Genomic DNA, 16163 nt, shown 5'->3' with positions numbered 1-16163 from the left:
AAATCAGCGCGGACGCACGGCTCGCATAAGGCGCAAGACCTGCTTTAATGGTTCCCGAACAAAGCCGAAATTCATCGGGCGGATGACACGGGAGAGGTAATGGCCGACCGGGAAGCAAATTCGTTTTGCCGAATTTGCATGGGTAGTTGCGGCATGGTGTTGACCTTGGGCGAAGACAATCGCCTCAAGGCCATTCGTGCTGACCGAGAGGATCCGCAAACGCTGGGCTTTGCCTGCTTCAAAGGTCTGCAGGCAGTCGATGCCCATAACAGCCCAAACCGCATCCTCCGCCCGCTCAAGCGAATGCCGGACGGGTCCCATGTCGAAATTCCGCTGGAGCAGGCGCTCGATGAAATCGCCTCGAAGCTCTCGGCAGTCCGGAAGGAAAATGGTGCCGAGGCCATCGCCGGCTACAAGGGCGGCGGCGCATTCTTCACTGCCTCCGCCGCAGTCATGTTGAACGATTTTCTGCGTGCGCTAGGCTCCCCGAAGACATTCAGTTCGGCAACGATCGACCAATCTGCCAAGGCGGTTACGGCAGGTCGCATGGGCACATGGGGCCCCGGTCGCATACCCAATGACAAATGCGACATAATGCTGCTGGCGGGGACCAATCCCATGGTGTCCGTCAATCCTCCCTTCGACACGCGCAACCCGGTGAAGCGGATGAAGGAGGCCCGTAAACGCGGCATGAAATTGATCGTCGTTGATCCCCGCGAAACCGAAACCGCGCAGTTTGCCGACCTTTTCATTCAGCCTCTGCCCGGTGAGGACCCCACCCTGTTTGCAGGCATCATCCGGGCGATGCTCGACAATGGTTGGTACGATCGGCCCTTTTGCGATGCCCATGTGGCCGATCTTGACCTGTTACGCGAAGCTGTAGAGCCGTTCACGCCAGAACTCGTCTCGACCCGCGCAGATGTTCCAGCCGAACAGATAATCGAGGCAGCCAGGCTTCTCGGGGGATCGGGCCTGAAGGGTCTGGCAGGTAGTTCGACCGGCCCGGACATGGGGCCGCATTCCAATCTTGCAGAACACCTGATCGAAAGCCTCAATGTACTGATGGGAGCCTTCATTCGTGAAGGGGAAGAGATCCCCAATCCGGGCGCTATTCTCCCACGTTATCCGCGGCATGCCCAGGTTACGCCCGCCGGTCGTTGGTGGGAGCAAGGCCCGAAGAGCAGGATCGACGGCTCTGGCATGCTGATGGACGAGATGATGACCGGCGTATTGAGCGATGAAATCCTCATGCCGGGCGGTGGCCAGGTCCGCGCCCTGATTGTCCACGGAGGCAATCCGGCCTCGTCGGTCCCGGATCAGCGAAAGATCGTGAAGGCGCTACGCTCGCTCGATCTGCTGGTCTGCATCGATCCGGTCATGTCCGTGACAGCAGAACTCGCTGACTACATCCTGCCGCCGAAAATGCAGTATGAACGGCCGGACCTGCACTTCTGGCTGTACGAGTTCATGATCTACCGTGACAGTGCGTTTGCCCGTTACACTCCCGCTCACGCCGATGTCCCCGAACAGTCTGAACTGACCGATGACTGGTATGTCTTCTGGTCGCTCGCTCGCCGGTTAGGCGTGGAATTGCAGGTCAATGGCGTGCCGCTCAACATGGAGGAGCAGCCAACGACCGACGATATCCTTGCCCTCATTGCAGGCAACTGCGAACTGGAATTCAGCCAGTTGCAACAACACTCCCGCGGCGCGGTGGTGAATTCCCTGCCTCAATATGCCGAGCCGGCAGAACTAGGCTGGACAGGCCGCTTCACCCTGATGCCGGAAGATGTTCGGGCAGAATTGAGCGAAGTCGTGGAAGATATTCGACAAAAGGCCGAAGACGGCAGCAACGAATTCCGGCTTGCTGTGCGTCGGCTCCGCGAAACATTCAATTCAGTAGGGCGCGATCTACCTGCCACACGCAAGCGCCAACCGTTCAACAGAGCCTATCTCAACCCACAAGACATGAATTCTCGTGGGATCAGCAGGGCAGATGAGGTGGTAATACGCTCAGCTCACGGGGAAATCATGGCAGTGGCGGAACCGGACCCGACCGTCCGCAGGCGGGTTGTCTCCATTGCTCACGGTTTTGGCGGTTTGCCGGACAGTCACAACAATCGGGGTTATTATCAGGACGGTGTTTCCACCAATCTCCTCCTGGCCGACGTCCGCCGCGAAACCATCAACGCAATGCCACGAATGACGGGCCTGCCCGTTCATGTCGAACGGAAGGCACAACGGAGTTAATCCACCCAATTTCTCGCAGGACCAAAAAAAGGATTGGCCTCCTATCGCCCGAAATCTCGCGCAAATTCACAAGCATGCGACATTTATCGCACCGAATACGGGCGACAGGTATGCTCAGAAGGACTTGAATTGGAATGCAATATGGACGTATGTTTTTTCGATATTGCGTAAGAATATGAAAAGCATAACTGAAATCTGGTGAGAGTGTGTGTGATGCGGGCACATGAACCTGAATGCCTGGCCAGGGTGAACACTGCGCATGTCGTGGCAGAACTGATTACTCATCCAGGTGAACCGAAACCGGGTGAAGTCTTCGAAGAGCCTTTGCACATCGTCGCGTTGCAGCAGCGACAGCCATCCTATACCTGTCAGGGGCGTTACCACCTGCCGAACCTGCGTCCGGACTTCCACAATATCGGTCGCTTGCTGGTTGTGCCCGCCAGCGTCCCGCTGGAAATCTGCACGACGGAGCGCCCCGATGAAGTCGTGCGCTGTCTTTTCACGCAGGAAGTGTTTGACGAATATGGGGAGGAAGGCGACTTGCTGGAAAGCAGCGTCCTGTCTTCACTACTCAACTTCAGACATCGGGAAATCGAAGAAATCCTCAACATGCTGGGCAGCGAACTGCGCGCGCCGGGCTTTGGCAGCAACGTCGTCATCGAATCCCTCGGCATGGCCCTGCTCATCCAGTTTGCCCGGTATGTCCGTGAATGCCCCAAGGGTGAAATGGTCTATCGCGGAGGGCTGTCCCGCCGCCATTTGAACATCATAACCGCAGCAGTGGAGGGCCAGCGGAGTTGCCCATCCCTCTCGGAACTGAGCGAGTTGACCGGTGTCAGCCTGCGTCATCTGACGCGCAGCTTCAAGGAATCCACCGGGATGACAGTCTATGCCTATATCGAACAGGTACGGTTCGAGAAGGCACGATGTTTGCTGGCGGATACCGACCTTCTCGTGAAGGATATCGCTTTCCGTCTCGGTTTTTCCTGCGCCAGCAGCTTTACGGTCGCGTTCCGCAAACTTGCCGGAGAATCTCCGCAGGATTATCGGAAGCGCATCAAACGGTCAGGCAGCAAACTCATAGCCTCTGCATACACGCATTAGGCTGGCGGAAGCGCCAAGCTCATCGCAATCGCCCGATCTGCAGACCCGATCCCTTCGTCTGCCGGCGCCCATGTCAAAGCGGCTTACGGTCTAACCGTAAGCCGCCAACGTATTGCCAGGAGTTCCGCACGCGGCTTCTCCTGACACTACGATCGATCCGATCAGCCCTTAATTGCCAGGGATGATTGGCGGAACAACTCCCTTCTCATCGGCATATTTGTTCCAGTCCTTGACCATCTTGGCCAATTGATCCGAATTTTGCCGCGCAAGATTGTTCGTTTCACCCGGGTCCGCTTCCATGTCGAACAATTCCCAGTGGCCACTGCCGGTAGGCGGCGGAATGTGAACTGCTTTCCAGCGTCCTTCGCGAACATAGCGTCGGCCGAACATCTCGCCTGCCGCAAACTCGGGCGAAATCTGCGGAGCCGGGGCACCAGGGAAAATCCGCTGGGCGAAAGAAGTGCCTTGCGGGGCGATCACCGGCTTGCCGTTGTATTCTTCCGGATTGTCGACCTTGGCATGAGCCAGATCGAGCACCGTCGGCAATACATCGCGAACGGAAATGTAGCTGGGCTCTATCCCGGTGCGGGCATGCCCCGGATAGCTCAGGAAAGAAACGACCCGTGTTCCCCCTTCCGTTGGGAAGGATTTGTAGAGCCGTGACGGTGCGGAACCCGCTTCTGCCCAGTTCGACTTGTACCAGACATAGGACTTTGCAGTGCCGATGGAATCCAGGCTGTTGTCCGCGCTCGCCAGCATTGCCTTGCCAGCTTCGGGAATGATGAACGACTTGTCCAGTTCATGTCCTTCCGGCCCATTGTCCGAGAAGAACAGAATGACCGTATTGTCGTATTCCCCGCGCTTCTTCAGTTCACTGATCAACCGGCCGACGTTCTGGTCGATCCGATCGACCATCGCGGCATAGGCTTCCATCGTGCGCGCTTCGATGCGCTTTTCATCTTCCGTCAAATCAGTCCATCGCTTCGACGAACTTGGTTCGTGCGCCTTGACGTCCTGCGGCACAAGTTTGAGGTCCTTCAACCGCTTGAGCCGCTCCTGACGCAGGACATCATAGCCCGCGTCATATTTGCCGTGATAGCGCTTGATGTCTTCGGCAGGAGCCTGAATCGGATAATGTGGCGCAGTCAGGGCAAGATAGCCAAAGAAGGGTTGCTTGCTCTTGCCATCAGGAAGGAACGAAATGAATTTGTCCGTGAAATAATCCGTCGAATAGAATTTCGCCGGGATAGAGACTTCCTTTCCATCCTGTGTGTAAACCAGACCCACATTGGGAAGATCGGGCCGCTCACGCCCTTGATCCGCACCAAAGTGGTTATGTCCACCACCCAGCATGGTGAAAGAATGATCGAAACCCCGTGCAGCCGGATTGGCCCGGGGGTCATAACCCAGGTGCCATTTGCCTGATTGGAAAGTGGCATAGCCCGCATCTTTCAGACGCTCGGCAATCGTCACCACACGGTCATTCAGATAGCCTTCGTAACCTGGCTTATCGACCTGATTATCCTGACGTAATTCCGGAAAATTGCCGATCCCCGTCTGATGATGATCGATCCCGGTCAGCAGCTCTGCCCGGGTTGGCGCACAAACCGGGGTGGCGTGAAAGTTTGTAAATTTCACGCCCTTGTTCGCCAGAGCATCCAGATTGGGCGTGCGAATTTCCCCGCCAAATGCACCGATGTCCGAAAAGCCCATATCGTCGACCAGAATGACCACGATGTTGGGCCGGGCCTCTTCCGCCTTGGCCACCGAGGCTGCAATGCCGGTCATGGCCGAAGCCGCCAGCATGAGGTGAAGCATTTTCATAGTTTCCTCCTCTGTTCCGCACGCATTACAGCGATGTACGCAAGGTGACGCCGTATGTCCGAGGATCGCCGGGACCGCCGCTATACTGACCAGTATTAAATGCTGCTGCGTTTATGGAATTATAATACTTGGTATTGAACAGGTTGCGAGCATAAAGGGAGATATCCCACTGGCCATCCACGTGACGCAAGCCAATACGCAGGTTTGTTACACCATAACCGTCGATCACCGCATCTTCAGCTAGGTTGTAAGTGCCGTTGAACTTCGAACGATAGCTATAGTTTCCACTGAGATAAACTTCTGCCGAAGAGGATACTTCTGCCGCGTATTCTCCGCCAAGAGACAATGAATAGCGGGAAACACCCGGCAGATGACGCCCACTCAGGTCACACGAAGTTTGCAGGCCCAGATATTCCACCGGGCAAGGTGCATTCTGATAGTCCTTGTAAATGGCATCGACATAGCTGCCCGAGGCGAACAGGCTGAGATTGCGCATCGGCCGCAAGGATGCGTCGAATTCCAATCCCTGTGTACGGACTGTTCCGACATTGGCGATGTATGCCGTAAGAGCCCCCCCGATATCGATCTGCTGGCTTTGATAGTTCCGTATCTTCGTATGGAAAGCCGCGAGATTGAGGGTCATTGCCCGGTCGAACAATGTCGTCTTGATCCCGGCCTCGTAGTTATCGACCTTTTCCGGGTCGATGACAGGCGGTGCGCCTGTGGCATTGAGATTAAGTCCCCCGGACTTGTAACCTTTCGAGAACGTGCCGTAGACCATCACATCCGGCGTGACCTTGTAGGACAAGGTCAAACCGCCCGAGATGTTGTCTTCCTTCGTCTTGGCCGTGTATCGCGGAATATCGGCGCCAAAGGCATTCCGGATAGCCTGCGCTCCAAACGCAATTTCGGTTGAAGTGAGTGTCGGCCCGCGCTGAACTTGCTCAAAGAAGCCTGTTTTCTTTTCTTTCGTATAACGCACGCCAGCAGTGACATCGAACGCGTCCGACACATGCCAAACGATCTGACCGAACGCCGCGTAGCTCTTCGTGTCCGCACGAGCGGTACCGTCAACGAACAAACCGTTCAGGGCAGCCTGTCCACCAACGGAAGCTTGCGAACTACCCTGCGCGGGCCCGAGAACCCACAAGGCGGCATCGGGACCGTACTTGACGAAAATCTTGTCGTCGATCCGCTGGTTGAAATAGTACAGTCCCGCGACGTAATCGACCGCATTTCCACCATTCGACGCAATACGAATTTCCTGGCTGAACTGGCGCTGCTTCTCGTCAATTCCGGCATCGATGAAAATGTCGAGAGGAGCAAGGTCAGCATCGATCGTCGGCAGGTACTTGAGCGACCGCCAGCCTGTAACCGAAGTAATCGTTGCAGAACCAAGATCGTAGTCTGCGATTGCCGTAACCCCGTGCGTCTTCAGGTTAAGATTGACGGGCCGGTTCAGGTCCAGTTCGCGAGAAAAGGGATCGACAGGGAGAGGATCGTAACCGAACCGCGCCGCGCGAACATAGAAATTGTTGGGCAATACACTCCCGTCGGCCCGAGTGGTGCGAACGGTCGTGGTCGTGCCGATGCAGCAATTTTGTTTGTACTCGCTGTAATCTCCAATGACTCTCAGGGAGAACACATCCGTCGGCTTGAATAGCACTTGCCCGCGGACGGACAGAGTATGGAGATCGGACAATCTCTTGCCGTCATAGACATTCTTCAAGAAGCCCTTGTCGCGTTCCGTATCCGAGACTGTCAGGCGCACTGCCACCTTGTCATTGATCGGGGCGGATCCTGTGGCGCGAACCTGTAGCGACCGGTAGTTGCCGACGCTCACCTCGCCACGGAATTCCGGATCGAATGTCGGGGCTTGGGAAGTGATATGTATAGCACCCGCAGTCGTGTTCTTGCCGAACAGCGTGCCCTGCGGCCCCCGCAGAACTTCGACCTGCTCCAGATCGTAGAGATCGAACGCCGCCTGGGCCGGCCGGCTATAATAGACCTGATCTACATAGACGCCGACCCCATACTCCAGACCAAGACTGGCGAAAGCAGGGGTCGCACCTAGACCCCGAATATTGATGTTCGTTTGCCGGGCATTGGTCGATGTAATCTGCAGACTGGGGGCGAGCTGGGCGACCTGCGTCAGACCGACCGATCCAGGCACTGCCACCTGTTCATTATTCAGCGCGGTAACGGCAATCGGAACATCCTGCGCATTTTCCGCCCGGCGACGCGCAGTAACGACGATCGCATCGATACCAGACGCGCTGGCATCGTTGGAAGGCGCAGGTTCAGGTGCTGCTGCCCTGCGGCTCAAGGCCGGCTCTTGCGAGGCGATCGGGCGAAGCAGCGACGCAGGCCGTTTCCTTACGATCAAGGCCCCTGAAGGGTCGCGCACCACGTCCAGAGGCTTGCCTGCGACCATCCCCCGAAGTGCGTCATCGACTGACATCGCATTGTCGACCGGGTGTGAATTCATCCCACGAACTGCATCGGGCAGAAACAGTATGTTTGCCCCGGTCTTTCGAGCGAGTTCAGTCAACGCCGCGTCCAACGGCATGGAAGGCATCCTGATCGTTGCCGTAGCTTCACCCGCCAATGCAGGCGTTGCCGTTATCGGCAGCATGCCCATTGCGCAGCCAGCCAGCATGACAGACCGAACAGCCCTGAATCCCCTCATATCTCTCCCCTTCCGAATTTATCGTTTTTGCAAGATGCATTGTGGAGACGGACGAGACCGATTTTTCCTCAGTTCTTTTTTCTCTCCTCGTTCAGATCGAGTACGATCCTGTCTCCGTCGATCCGTGAAGCCACTGGCAACAAAAGCCCGAGGGATCTGGCGAAACCTTCGGGATCGTTGGCATCATAAACGCCGCTGACCTGAATAGCGGCAAGAGCCGGATCGCCAACAGACAGCTTCCGCTTGTTATAACGGTTGAACTCCGCAATCGCAGAGAGGAGCGTTTCCTGCGCGAAGACCAGCCTGCCAGATTGCCATGCCGACATCGCCGCCATGTCAGGCCGATCCGCCACCGCCAGCTCCTCTCCCAGAAATACGAGGCGGTCTCCCGGCGACATGACCTTTTCCGGCGCGATCGACAACTGATCTACCGACCGCACGACCACCTGGCCTTCGACCAGCACGACAGTCGTTTCTTCGTCGGCGCGATCCACATCGAAAGCAGTGCCTAACGCGATAACCTGCTGGCTGCCCGCCCGCACCATGAAAGGCCTGGAGACATCCTTGGCCACGGCGAAATGCGCCCTTCCCCTCACCAGTTCGATCTCGCGCCTTTCGGCACTCATGCGCACCGTGGCGAGACTGTCGGTATCGAGCAGCAGCGAAGACCCGTCCTCCAATGCCACGCGCCTGCGTTCACCAACGCGGGTGGAATAGGTCTGCTTCCCACTAAGCATCCATGCCGCAGTTCCACCTGCGGTTGCCGTCAAAACCGCGAGTGAACCTGCCAGAACCTTGCGGCGGCTATGTTTGTAGTCACCAGACGCCCGGCGCTGATGCACACTCATATTGGCAGAGGCTTCCCAGACGTCGGTCACATGCAGGAACGCAGCCGCATGGGCTTCATCCTCCGCCAGCCATGATCGGAAGGCGAGTTCGTCTTGCCCGGTTCGTTCATCCGAACGCAGCCGCGCGAGCCATGTTGCCGCTTCGGCCAGATCGTCGCGATTGTGGGGCTGGGAACCAGCTCGAGTCATCTCACCAGCCTTCCGCCCAGTCAGCGAGAAACAGGACGGCTTTCGCGATATGCTTTTCCACCGCGCTGACCGTTATTCCCGCTTCCTCTGCAATTTCCCGGTATTTCATCCCGTCAATACGATGCATCAGGAAGATTTCACGCGTGCGAGGGCTGAGCTTGTCCAACCCCTTGCTTACTCGTTCCAGCCGTTCGCGTACTTGCGCCACCTCGTCCTGCAAGGGCCGGTCATCGGGCAAATCTATCAAATCATAGACAGAGCATGGCAATTCAGCCCTGATCTGCGTGTGCCGCCCTTCATCACGGGCGATGTTCATGGCGACTTTCACCAGAAAGGCTTCAGGTTGGGCAACTTGCGTATGCACGCGATATTCTTCCATTCTGAGAAAGGCCGAATGCAACAGATCTTCGGCACGCTCCGGTCTTCCGGTGATGCGCGCGATCCGGGCCGCGATGCGACGCCAGTCCAATGGGCCGCGACCAGAAGGCTTGTTTCGGTTTGTCAAACGTCGCCGTCCGAGGAATCGGGGTGTGCCGCCGCCCGGCCCGTTCGGATCGCCTCCTGCATCACGCCCCCTTTCAAACTCACACTCGTCCTCACGCTAGACGATTGAACGGATACTTTCCTCAGTCAATCATGCGTCATTTGGGAAATTCGCTGAATCCTTCGGCCTCCCTCCTGCAATCGCCTCAGCGCCGCTGGCGACCGCATACGACACACTTCCGTATCAAGAATATTTTCCGAAAATACGGCGTTTCGAGTGGTTCGCTACTCGTGAACCTGTGTTCCAGGAATTAAATAAAATCACAGTTCCCTCCAAAAAAATCCATTGATGATAATAAAATTCATATCATAATATTGCCGATGTCTTTTGAGGGATTAGTCTATGTTGTCGATATTACTGGCTGCCGCTATCACCAGCGCCTCGCCCACGCTCAGCGAATATGAACTGACCTGCCTGAAAACCGGTGCGGCACCCGTACGCCTCAGAAAAAACCAAGTCCGCCACACGCTTATCGATACCGATGTACCCGTTCTGATTTCGATTTCCCTGGATCCGAGCGTGAACACACTCCCGATCTTGTTCAATATCGATAATCCGCAGGACAGCGACGGAAATACCTCTGTCCCCGCCGGGTCCGCCTATTTCGCGACTGGAAAACTCCTGGAGTTTGTTTCAGTGAGCACAGACATTTCCGCGTGTATTGATGCGCAACCGATGCACGCGATGCAGCCCTGACTTCTCTCAGTCTTCGCAAAATGCAATCTAGCCGGTGCCATTGGCGTCAGCCTCGGCCGGCGCGAATGACTGATTGGAATATGGAGGCGAAGTCGGCCGGGTAACTACGTTGTATCCGAAGCCAGAAGCCCTGTGACAAGCATTGCAACCTTGGGTCAGGTCATCGAAAGCAGTGATAAAAGCCACATTGTCCTGTTTTCGCACTGCCCCATCGAGGTGAGCCAGTGGGCCATCGACATATTCTTCAATCATCTGGCGCATCGGCTCCGGCACGGTCTTGTGTCTCGGATGGTAACGCTCGGCATCGCCAAAGCCTTCACGAATTTCATCAATCTCATATGCTGCCAGCGGCCAGTTCTCCGCCTTTCCGGCGAACCACAGCTTTGCATGCCGCATCTGGTTGAGCCCCATGATTTCGCCCAACCCCGCGACATACGCCGGGGGATCACCGCGGCCTTGTCGATCTTCCACACGATTTCCGCACCCCGCGAGCAAGGTCGCCGTGAAGAGCGCCAGAAACACGTCGCGGATCGCAAGGGATATCCTCTCAAAATGCATTGGATAGCTACCTGACTACCCGAACAGGTACTTCATTCTGATCGTAACCGTATTCCCCGGAGCCAAATTCACCAGAGACTTGTCGAAACCCGGCATCCCGCCGGGATTATTGGAGATCCCCACACCTTCCACCGGCATGCCGATGAAATTGTGCTTGGTCCGGCCATTGCCATCTTCGTCGTGGACCACTGTTATCGCGTAGTTTCCGGGAACCGGAAGCGGCAGGGCAATCGTCATTGTCCCCGCCTTGACAGACACGACCTTCCGAACGGCTGACTGGCTTTTTTCGCAGTTTGGAAAGCCCGCCTTATCCTTCCACAAACAGATGATGAGTTGCCCCTCGACAGTTCGCAACCCCGCAACAGTTACCTGAAATGTCGGGGACTGCGGCGTCTGGGCCGCCAAGGGAACCGACCCTGCCAATCCAGTCGCAGCGATCGCAACCAACGCCAGTGCCGATTTCTTCATGATGCCAATCTCCGCAACGTCTGCATCCCGCAACTCCCTGGCCGCCAGCTATTCAATGTGCTTTGCCCGCGCGCTGTGGCAGAGTGAGAATGAGCGTGATAATTGCCAGGGCCAAGGCCGCCGAGGCACCGCCGCGGCTGAGTTCCAGCCCGCCGTGAGCCACCGGCTTGTCGAGAAAATCCCCGACCACTGCCCCTAGCGGCCGCGTCAAGATGAAGGCCGCCCAAAACAACGCGACATGGCTGATTGCGGATCGAAAATAGGCGGCGGCGATGATGGCAAGCAGCCCGCCGAAAATGACAGCGGCACCAAGGTAGCCCAAGGCGCTGTCCGCTACCCAGTCACCCAGGGCAGTGCCCAGCGTCTGTGAGAAAGTGATAGTCGCCCAGTAGAAAATCTCAGCTCGACGAGATCGTACCGTGGTGATGGAAACGCTTCCCATGCTGCGGTGCCACACCGCAAGTGACAGCAAAACCGTACACAAGAGAAGGAATGAACCGCCAGCGTATCCCAAGCCGAGCGAACGGGTGGCGAAATCGGCCAGTGTCGTGCCAGCCGTGGTAGATGCTATGATCGTCGCCCAATAAAGCAATGGATGGAAAGCTCTAGCGACGATTTGCAGACCGACCAACACGGCAAGGATAACACCAAAGATCGCACTGCTCGCCAGATAGCCGTAATTGAATGACATGCTTAACGTGTCGCCGGCGGTTTCGCCAAAGGTCGTCGCCAGAATCTTGATGATCCAGAAACCGAGTGTGACCGCTGGCACTTTCGCACAGGCCAGCTCATTATTGCCCATTCTGTCAGCGGTCATCGGCAAGCTCCGCTCAAGGGCCATTTCCATACAGAAATATGGCGAATGCAGCGGCCCATGGAGAGATCGGCGCCCGGTCGCATCACGCCCCATCCCGGCCCGCACAATGGCCCTGGCCGAGTATGGGGAACATCTGAAATCAGGGATCGGCGGGATGAGAAATGCTTGAGCATGCTGATATGACGCCGCGCGCATCCAATATCCGCAGTCAAGTAGGCGGCATTTGCTCACAAGCCGCAAATGGCTCTCCCATTCATGAATAGTCCGTCAATATGAGCGGCATTTGGGTTGAAGGGGAAAGCCGCTATGGTCTGGCACCATGCCAACACTCGATTTCTCCACACTGGGGCTCATGCTGTTCGTCGCTTCCCTGGTCGCGATGCTCACCCGGAGACTTGGAGTCCCTTATTCGGTCGGGCTGGTATCTGCCGGAATTGCCCTTGCATTTCTGCCAGTCGGCCTGCCTATGCCGCTGACGCCCGAACTGGTATTCGAGGTGTTCCTGCCGCCACTGGTATTCGAGGCTGCAATCCAGATAGCCTGGAAACCATTCCGCCGGGAGATGCCACTGCTGCTTATGCTGGTCACTCTGGGGGTGGTTCTGGCGGCGGCGGTGGTAGCTGGCGGGATGCATTATCTGGTCGGTTGGAGTTGGCTGGGGGCGGCGTTCTTCGGGATACTGATTGCCGCAACCGATCCGGTTTCCGTTATCGCCATGTTCAAGACGGTCAAAGTGCCGGAAAGGCTGCATCTTCTGGTCGAAGCCGAAAGCCTGCTTAATGACGGGGTGGCGGCAGTCGGTTTTGCCATCCTGTTGATCGTAGCCCGCGGCACGGAGCCGACCGCAGGCATGATCTCTACCCAGCTTTTCACCACGGTCCTTGGCGGGGTTGCCTCTGGCGCCCTGATCGCGGTTCCTTTGATACTGATTGCCGGTCGGACAACCGACCGCCTCGTCGAGGTCACGCTTACCACGCTGATTGCCTATGGCAGCTTCCTGTTTGCCGAACATTTCCACTTTTCGGGGGTTCTTGCGACGCTGACTGCCGGCCTTATCGTTGGAAATTACGGCTTCATGGGATCGATTTCGGATGAAGGACACCCGGCGGTCGTGAACTTCTGGGAATATGCCGCATTCCTGGTCAACAGCTTGATCTTCATCCTAATCGGAGGGCGCGAAGCGCAGCAAAGCTTCATTCCGGTAATCGGCGCAGCAATGGCCGCAACCGCTCTGTCATTGCTCGGGCGCGCAGTTGCGATCTACCCCGTCGCAGGTCTTTTCGCCAGAACAGGCTTGGCAGTTCCCTGGAAATACAAACACGTATTGGTCTGGGGTGGGCTGAAAGGCGCCCTGGCTCTCGCACTGGCACTTGCCCTTCCCACATCCCTGCCGGAACGAAACGAAATTATCCCCGTAGCGTTCGCCGTGGTTGCATTTTCGATCTTCATTCAGGGACTGACAATGCCGGGTCTGATGCGGCGCCTTGGGCTGATTGAGGCGTCACACGGGACTGAAGGCCCTCAGTCCGTTTAGTGGAAAGAGGGCCTTGCAGGAGCTTGCGTCCTTAGGCCGCCAACAATTCGTCAGCTGGGCCGAAAAACTCGTAATGGATGCGCTGCGAGGCAACGCCCGCCAATGACAGGGCCGAAACCGCCGCTCTCAAGAAAGGGCGGGGGCCGCAGATATAAAAATCAGCGTGCTCTACCGGAGTGTTGGCAATCAACCAGTCGTCCGTGATGATGCCTGCCAAATCGAAATCCCCTCCCTCAACTTCGTCTGCGAGAGGAGTCTGGTGAAAATCGGTAACGGAAATAGCCGGGTTGCGTGCGGCAAGCTCGCGAACGTGATCGCGCATCGCGTGAGTCTCGCGATCATGCGTGCCGTGGATATATTGCACCGAGGGTAACTCATCCTGCAACGCCAGGGTTTCCAGCATGGCAACCATCGGCGTCAGACCAACACCGCCCGACAGGAGCACCACCGGGCGTTCAGGCTTGCCCTCAAGGAAGAATTCGCCCGCTGGCGGCGCAACTTTCAGGATCGTGCCGATTGCTGCCTCATCATGCAGCCAACCGGATGCCAGCCCCTGCGGCTCTCGCTTGACCGAAATGCGATAAGTCTCGCCATTGGCCGCACTGGATATGGAATAATTGCGCTTGATCGCCGGATGGCCGGCAATCTCAAACCAGAAAGTGAGATATTGGCCGGGTAAATGACGCATGACGCTTCGCCCGTCAGCCGGGCGTAGAACGAATGATGTGATAACACTGCTTTCCCTGACGATCTTCTCGATCCGAAATTCACGCCAGCCGTTCCAGCCGCCCTCAGCATCCCGCTGCTCATGATAAACCACGCTTTCTCGTGCGATCAAAATATCGGCCAGGAAGCCATAAGCCTTTGCCCAGGCATCCAGTATCTCCGGCGTCGCGGCATCGCCCAGAACGGTCTTGATAGCACCCAGCAAAGCCGCCCCTACATGGGGATAGTGCTCCGGCAGGATTTGCAGCCCGACATGCTTTTGGGCGATGCGCTCGACGGCAGGGGCCAGTGCTGCGAGATTTTCGATATTGCTCGCATAGGCGAGGATCGCACCGGTCAACGCTCTCGGCTGAGATCCGGCGTCGCCGTGATGCGATTGATTGAAGAGATCGCGAATATCGGGGTTTTCAAACATACGGGCATACATCTCCCGCACAATGTCGAGCCCGTGGGCTTCGAGAGCGGGAACAGTCGCCTTGACGAGCGCAATTGTCTGCTCATCGAGTGTCTTGGACATCAACGTCTCCTATGGTGGCATTTGCAAACGGGAATGGCGCAAATGGAATGAGATCGAACCGTCAGATGGGCACGACTCAAATCATGTATTGTTGATACATCTATTTCCACACACAGAAACATGCAACAACAATGCATCATTGAGGTGATCTATCGATGCGGCTCACTCGCTACACAGACTACGCGGTACGCGTGCTGCTTTATCTCGCGGCGCGAACGGATCGCCTTTGCTCCATTTCCGAGATCGCGACAGCATATGGGATCTCGCAAAATCACTTGATGAAAATCGTCAACGATCTGGTGAATTCAGGCTATCTCGAAAGCGTGAGAGGCAGATCGGGCGGCATTCGACTGGCAAGGTCGGCAGACGCAATCAACATCGGGCAATTGATCCGGCATACGGAAGACGATTTCGATCTGGTCGAATGCGGTTCATGCATCATTGCCCCGGCCTGTGGCCTGACCAGCGTGCTTGACGAAGCATTGGATGCTTTCTTCTCCGTTCTGGATCGCTATTCGCTCGCCGATGTTCTGGCACGAAAGGGCGATTTTACGCACCTGCTTCACGTCACGGCAAAATAGTCTGACAAAAACGAAGCTACATTCCAACCGGTTATCGGTTGCAATCACAAGGCTAAGACTTCCGTAAACATTGCCTTGTCAAAAAGGGTCTATGACACGGCCTTTATGGATCACCGGCCTGGCTGGCCTCCTGGCGATAATGCCGCAGGGCGGACACGCTCAGGCAATTGAGGGTAGCGCCACAGCCATTGACGGGGACACTCTTTCCATGACGGGCACAGTTATCCGGTTGCTCGGCATTGACGCCCCGGAAGAAAAGCAGACCTGCCAAAGAGACGGCATCGATTGGCCATGCGGTAGAGAAGCCAAACAACAATTGGCCGCACTGGTCGACGGCAAACAGATATATTGCCAACAGCAGGGCAGCGATCGTTCGGGACACATCGTAGCAGTGTGCACGGCAGGAGAGATCGACCTTGCCCAGGCTCTCGCGAGTGCGGGGCTGGCCCTGGCATTGCCTGCGGAAACTCAGGACTATGCCATGCCGGCTGCCAGGGCAAAGCAGTTCAAGCTGGGCATCTGGAGTTCAGAGTTCACGGAACCGGCCTTGTGGCGCGCTGCGCATCCAGATAGCGAACCGAAACCGACGCCCACTTTACAGGCCACCCGTCCGCCGCAGCGCGCGCAGCGTGTTTATCGGAACCATTTTGGCTGCGCGATCAAAGGCAATCGCAACCGCAAGGGGGAATGGATCTACCACCTGCCGGGCATGCCATATTATGACGCGACCCGTCCCGAAGACCTGTTCTGCACAGAGGCAGAGGCGCAGGCAGCCGGCTACAGGCGCGCCATCGTGCGCTAGCCAATCAGTCCGACGC

Annotated in this window: 14 protein-coding genes; 6 read left to right on the top strand and 8 right to left on the bottom strand. The window is 56.8% G+C overall.

Annotated elements, in window-relative coordinates; all coding sequences use genetic code 11:
* Nucleotides 1-99 precede the first annotated feature (99 nt).
* Both MB02_RS12185 and MB02_RS12180 read left to right on the top strand, forming a co-directional pair.
* On the top strand, nt 100-2250 hold the full coding sequence (locus MB02_RS12185) for a molybdopterin-containing oxidoreductase family protein (protein ID WP_067537716.1): 2151 nt from the start codon (nt 100-102) through the stop codon (nt 2248-2250).
* 213 nt (nt 2251-2463) lie between these two features.
* Entirely contained in the window at nt 2464-3354 is an 891-nt protein-coding gene (locus tag MB02_RS12180; RefSeq protein WP_067537712.1) for a helix-turn-helix transcriptional regulator, read from the top strand.
* A 168-nt stretch (nt 3355-3522) separates the two neighbouring features.
* On the opposite strand, the gene MB02_RS12175 is transcribed toward MB02_RS12180, so the two are convergent.
* From MB02_RS12175 to MB02_RS12160, 4 genes are all read right to left on the bottom strand, one after another.
* Nucleotides 3523-5178 carry an arylsulfatase gene (locus MB02_RS12175; RefSeq protein WP_067537710.1) on the bottom strand — a complete coding sequence of 552 codons (1656 nt, stop codon included), beginning with the start codon at nt 5176-5178 and terminating at the stop codon, nt 3523-3525.
* A 25-nt stretch (nt 5179-5203) separates the two neighbouring features.
* Nucleotides 5204-7867 carry a TonB-dependent receptor domain-containing protein gene (locus tag MB02_RS12170; RefSeq protein WP_156495509.1) on the bottom strand — a complete coding sequence of 888 codons (2664 nt, stop codon included), beginning with the start codon at nt 7865-7867 and terminating at the stop codon, nt 5204-5206.
* A gap of 68 nt (nt 7868-7935) precedes the next feature.
* Complete coding sequence (locus MB02_RS12165; RefSeq protein WP_067537707.1) at nt 7936-8904, bottom strand: FecR family protein; 969 nt, start codon at nt 8902-8904, stop codon at nt 7936-7938.
* Nucleotide 8905: 1 nt separating this feature from the next.
* The gene (locus tag MB02_RS12160) at nt 8906-9373 is read right to left on the bottom strand and encodes a sigma-70 family RNA polymerase sigma factor (protein ID WP_067537704.1); all 468 of its coding nucleotides are present in this window, start codon (nt 9371-9373) and stop codon (nt 8906-8908) included.
* A gap of 417 nt (nt 9374-9790) precedes the next feature.
* Between MB02_RS12160 and MB02_RS12155 the strand changes: the two genes are divergently transcribed.
* A complete protein-coding gene (locus tag MB02_RS12155) occupies nt 9791-10144 on the top strand; it encodes a hypothetical protein (protein WP_067537701.1) in 354 nt (117 codons plus the stop codon).
* Between the two features lie 27 nt (nt 10145-10171).
* Here the strand turns inward: MB02_RS12155 and MB02_RS12150 are convergent, their stop codons facing one another.
* The 3 genes from MB02_RS12150 to MB02_RS12140 are packed head-to-tail and all read right to left on the bottom strand — an operon-like array spanning nt 10172 to nt 11987.
* Nucleotides 10172-10702, bottom strand: a complete 531-nt coding sequence (locus MB02_RS12150; RefSeq protein WP_082826162.1) for a hypothetical protein — start codon at nt 10700-10702, stop codon at nt 10172-10174.
* Nucleotides 10703-10717: 15 nt separating this feature from the next.
* Nucleotides 10718-11170 (bottom strand): DUF2141 domain-containing protein, encoded by a 453-nt coding sequence (locus tag MB02_RS12145; protein ID WP_067538062.1) that lies wholly within the window; start codon nt 11168-11170, stop codon nt 10718-10720.
* 52 nt (nt 11171-11222) lie between these two features.
* Complete coding sequence (locus tag MB02_RS12140) at nt 11223-11987, bottom strand: COG4705 family protein (RefSeq protein ID WP_235829500.1); 765 nt, start codon at nt 11985-11987, stop codon at nt 11223-11225.
* Nucleotides 11988-12306: 319 nt separating this feature from the next.
* On the opposite strand from MB02_RS12140, the gene MB02_RS12135 reads away from it, so the two are divergent.
* On the top strand, nt 12307-13521 hold the full coding sequence (locus tag MB02_RS12135) for a cation:proton antiporter (RefSeq protein WP_067537699.1): 1215 nt from the start codon (nt 12307-12309) through the stop codon (nt 13519-13521).
* A gap of 31 nt (nt 13522-13552) precedes the next feature.
* Here the strand turns inward: MB02_RS12135 and hmpA are convergent, their stop codons facing one another.
* Nucleotides 13553-14764 (bottom strand): NO-inducible flavohemoprotein, encoded by a 1212-nt coding sequence (gene hmpA, locus MB02_RS12130; protein ID WP_067537696.1) that lies wholly within the window; start codon nt 14762-14764, stop codon nt 13553-13555.
* 155 nt (nt 14765-14919) lie between these two features.
* Here hmpA and MB02_RS12125 point away from each other — a divergent pair, with 155 nt between their 5' ends.
* Nucleotides 14920-15345, top strand: coding sequence for an RrF2 family transcriptional regulator (locus MB02_RS12125; protein WP_067537694.1), 426 nt, complete (start codon nt 14920-14922; stop codon nt 15343-15345).
* A 208-nt stretch (nt 15346-15553) separates the two neighbouring features.
* Nucleotides 15554-16147 carry a thermonuclease family protein gene (locus MB02_RS12120; RefSeq protein ID WP_170304725.1) on the top strand — a complete coding sequence of 198 codons (594 nt, stop codon included), beginning with the start codon at nt 15554-15556 and terminating at the stop codon, nt 16145-16147.
* Nucleotides 16148-16163 lie beyond the last annotated feature (16 nt).

Origin of the sequence: Croceicoccus estronivorus (genome assembly GCF_001625325.1) — a bacterium.
GTDB classification, from domain to species: Bacteria; Pseudomonadota; Alphaproteobacteria; order Sphingomonadales; family Sphingomonadaceae; genus Caenibius; species Caenibius estronivorus.
Note: the sequence above shows the minus strand (reverse complement) of the source record. Positions and strands in the feature narration are given on the sequence as shown.

Excerpts from the sequence above, each read along its gene's own strand:
- MB02_RS12185 (WP_067537716.1), top strand. The coding sequence starts at position 100 with ATGGCCGACCGGGAAGCAAATTCGTTTTGCCGAATTTGCATGGGTAGT.
- MB02_RS12180 (WP_067537712.1), top strand. The coding sequence starts at position 2,464 with ATGCGGGCACATGAACCTGAATGCCTGGCCAGGGTGAACACTGCGCAT.
- MB02_RS12175 (WP_067537710.1), bottom strand. The coding sequence starts at position 5,178 with ATGAAAATGCTTCACCTCATGCTGGCGGCTTCGGCCATGACCGGCATT.
- MB02_RS12170 (WP_156495509.1), bottom strand. The coding sequence starts at position 7,867 with ATGAGGGGATTCAGGGCTGTTCGGTCTGTCATGCTGGCTGGCTGCGCA.
- MB02_RS12165 (WP_067537707.1), bottom strand. The coding sequence starts at position 8,904 with ATGACTCGAGCTGGTTCCCAGCCCCACAATCGCGACGATCTGGCCGAA.
- MB02_RS12155 (WP_067537701.1), top strand. The coding sequence starts at position 9,791 with ATGTTGTCGATATTACTGGCTGCCGCTATCACCAGCGCCTCGCCCACG.
- MB02_RS12150 (WP_082826162.1), bottom strand. The coding sequence starts at position 10,702 with ATGCATTTTGAGAGGATATCCCTTGCGATCCGCGACGTGTTTCTGGCG.
- MB02_RS12145 (WP_067538062.1), bottom strand. The coding sequence starts at position 11,170 with ATGAAGAAATCGGCACTGGCGTTGGTTGCGATCGCTGCGACTGGATTG.
- MB02_RS12140 (WP_235829500.1), bottom strand. The coding sequence starts at position 11,987 with ATGACCGCTGACAGAATGGGCAATAATGAGCTGGCCTGTGCGAAAGTG.
- MB02_RS12135 (WP_067537699.1), top strand. The coding sequence starts at position 12,307 with ATGCCAACACTCGATTTCTCCACACTGGGGCTCATGCTGTTCGTCGCT.
- hmpA (WP_067537696.1), bottom strand. The coding sequence starts at position 14,764 with ATGTCCAAGACACTCGATGAGCAGACAATTGCGCTCGTCAAGGCGACT.
- MB02_RS12125 (WP_067537694.1), top strand. The coding sequence starts at position 14,920 with ATGCGGCTCACTCGCTACACAGACTACGCGGTACGCGTGCTGCTTTAT.
- MB02_RS12120 (WP_170304725.1), top strand. The coding sequence starts at position 15,554 with ATGACGGGCACAGTTATCCGGTTGCTCGGCATTGACGCCCCGGAAGAA.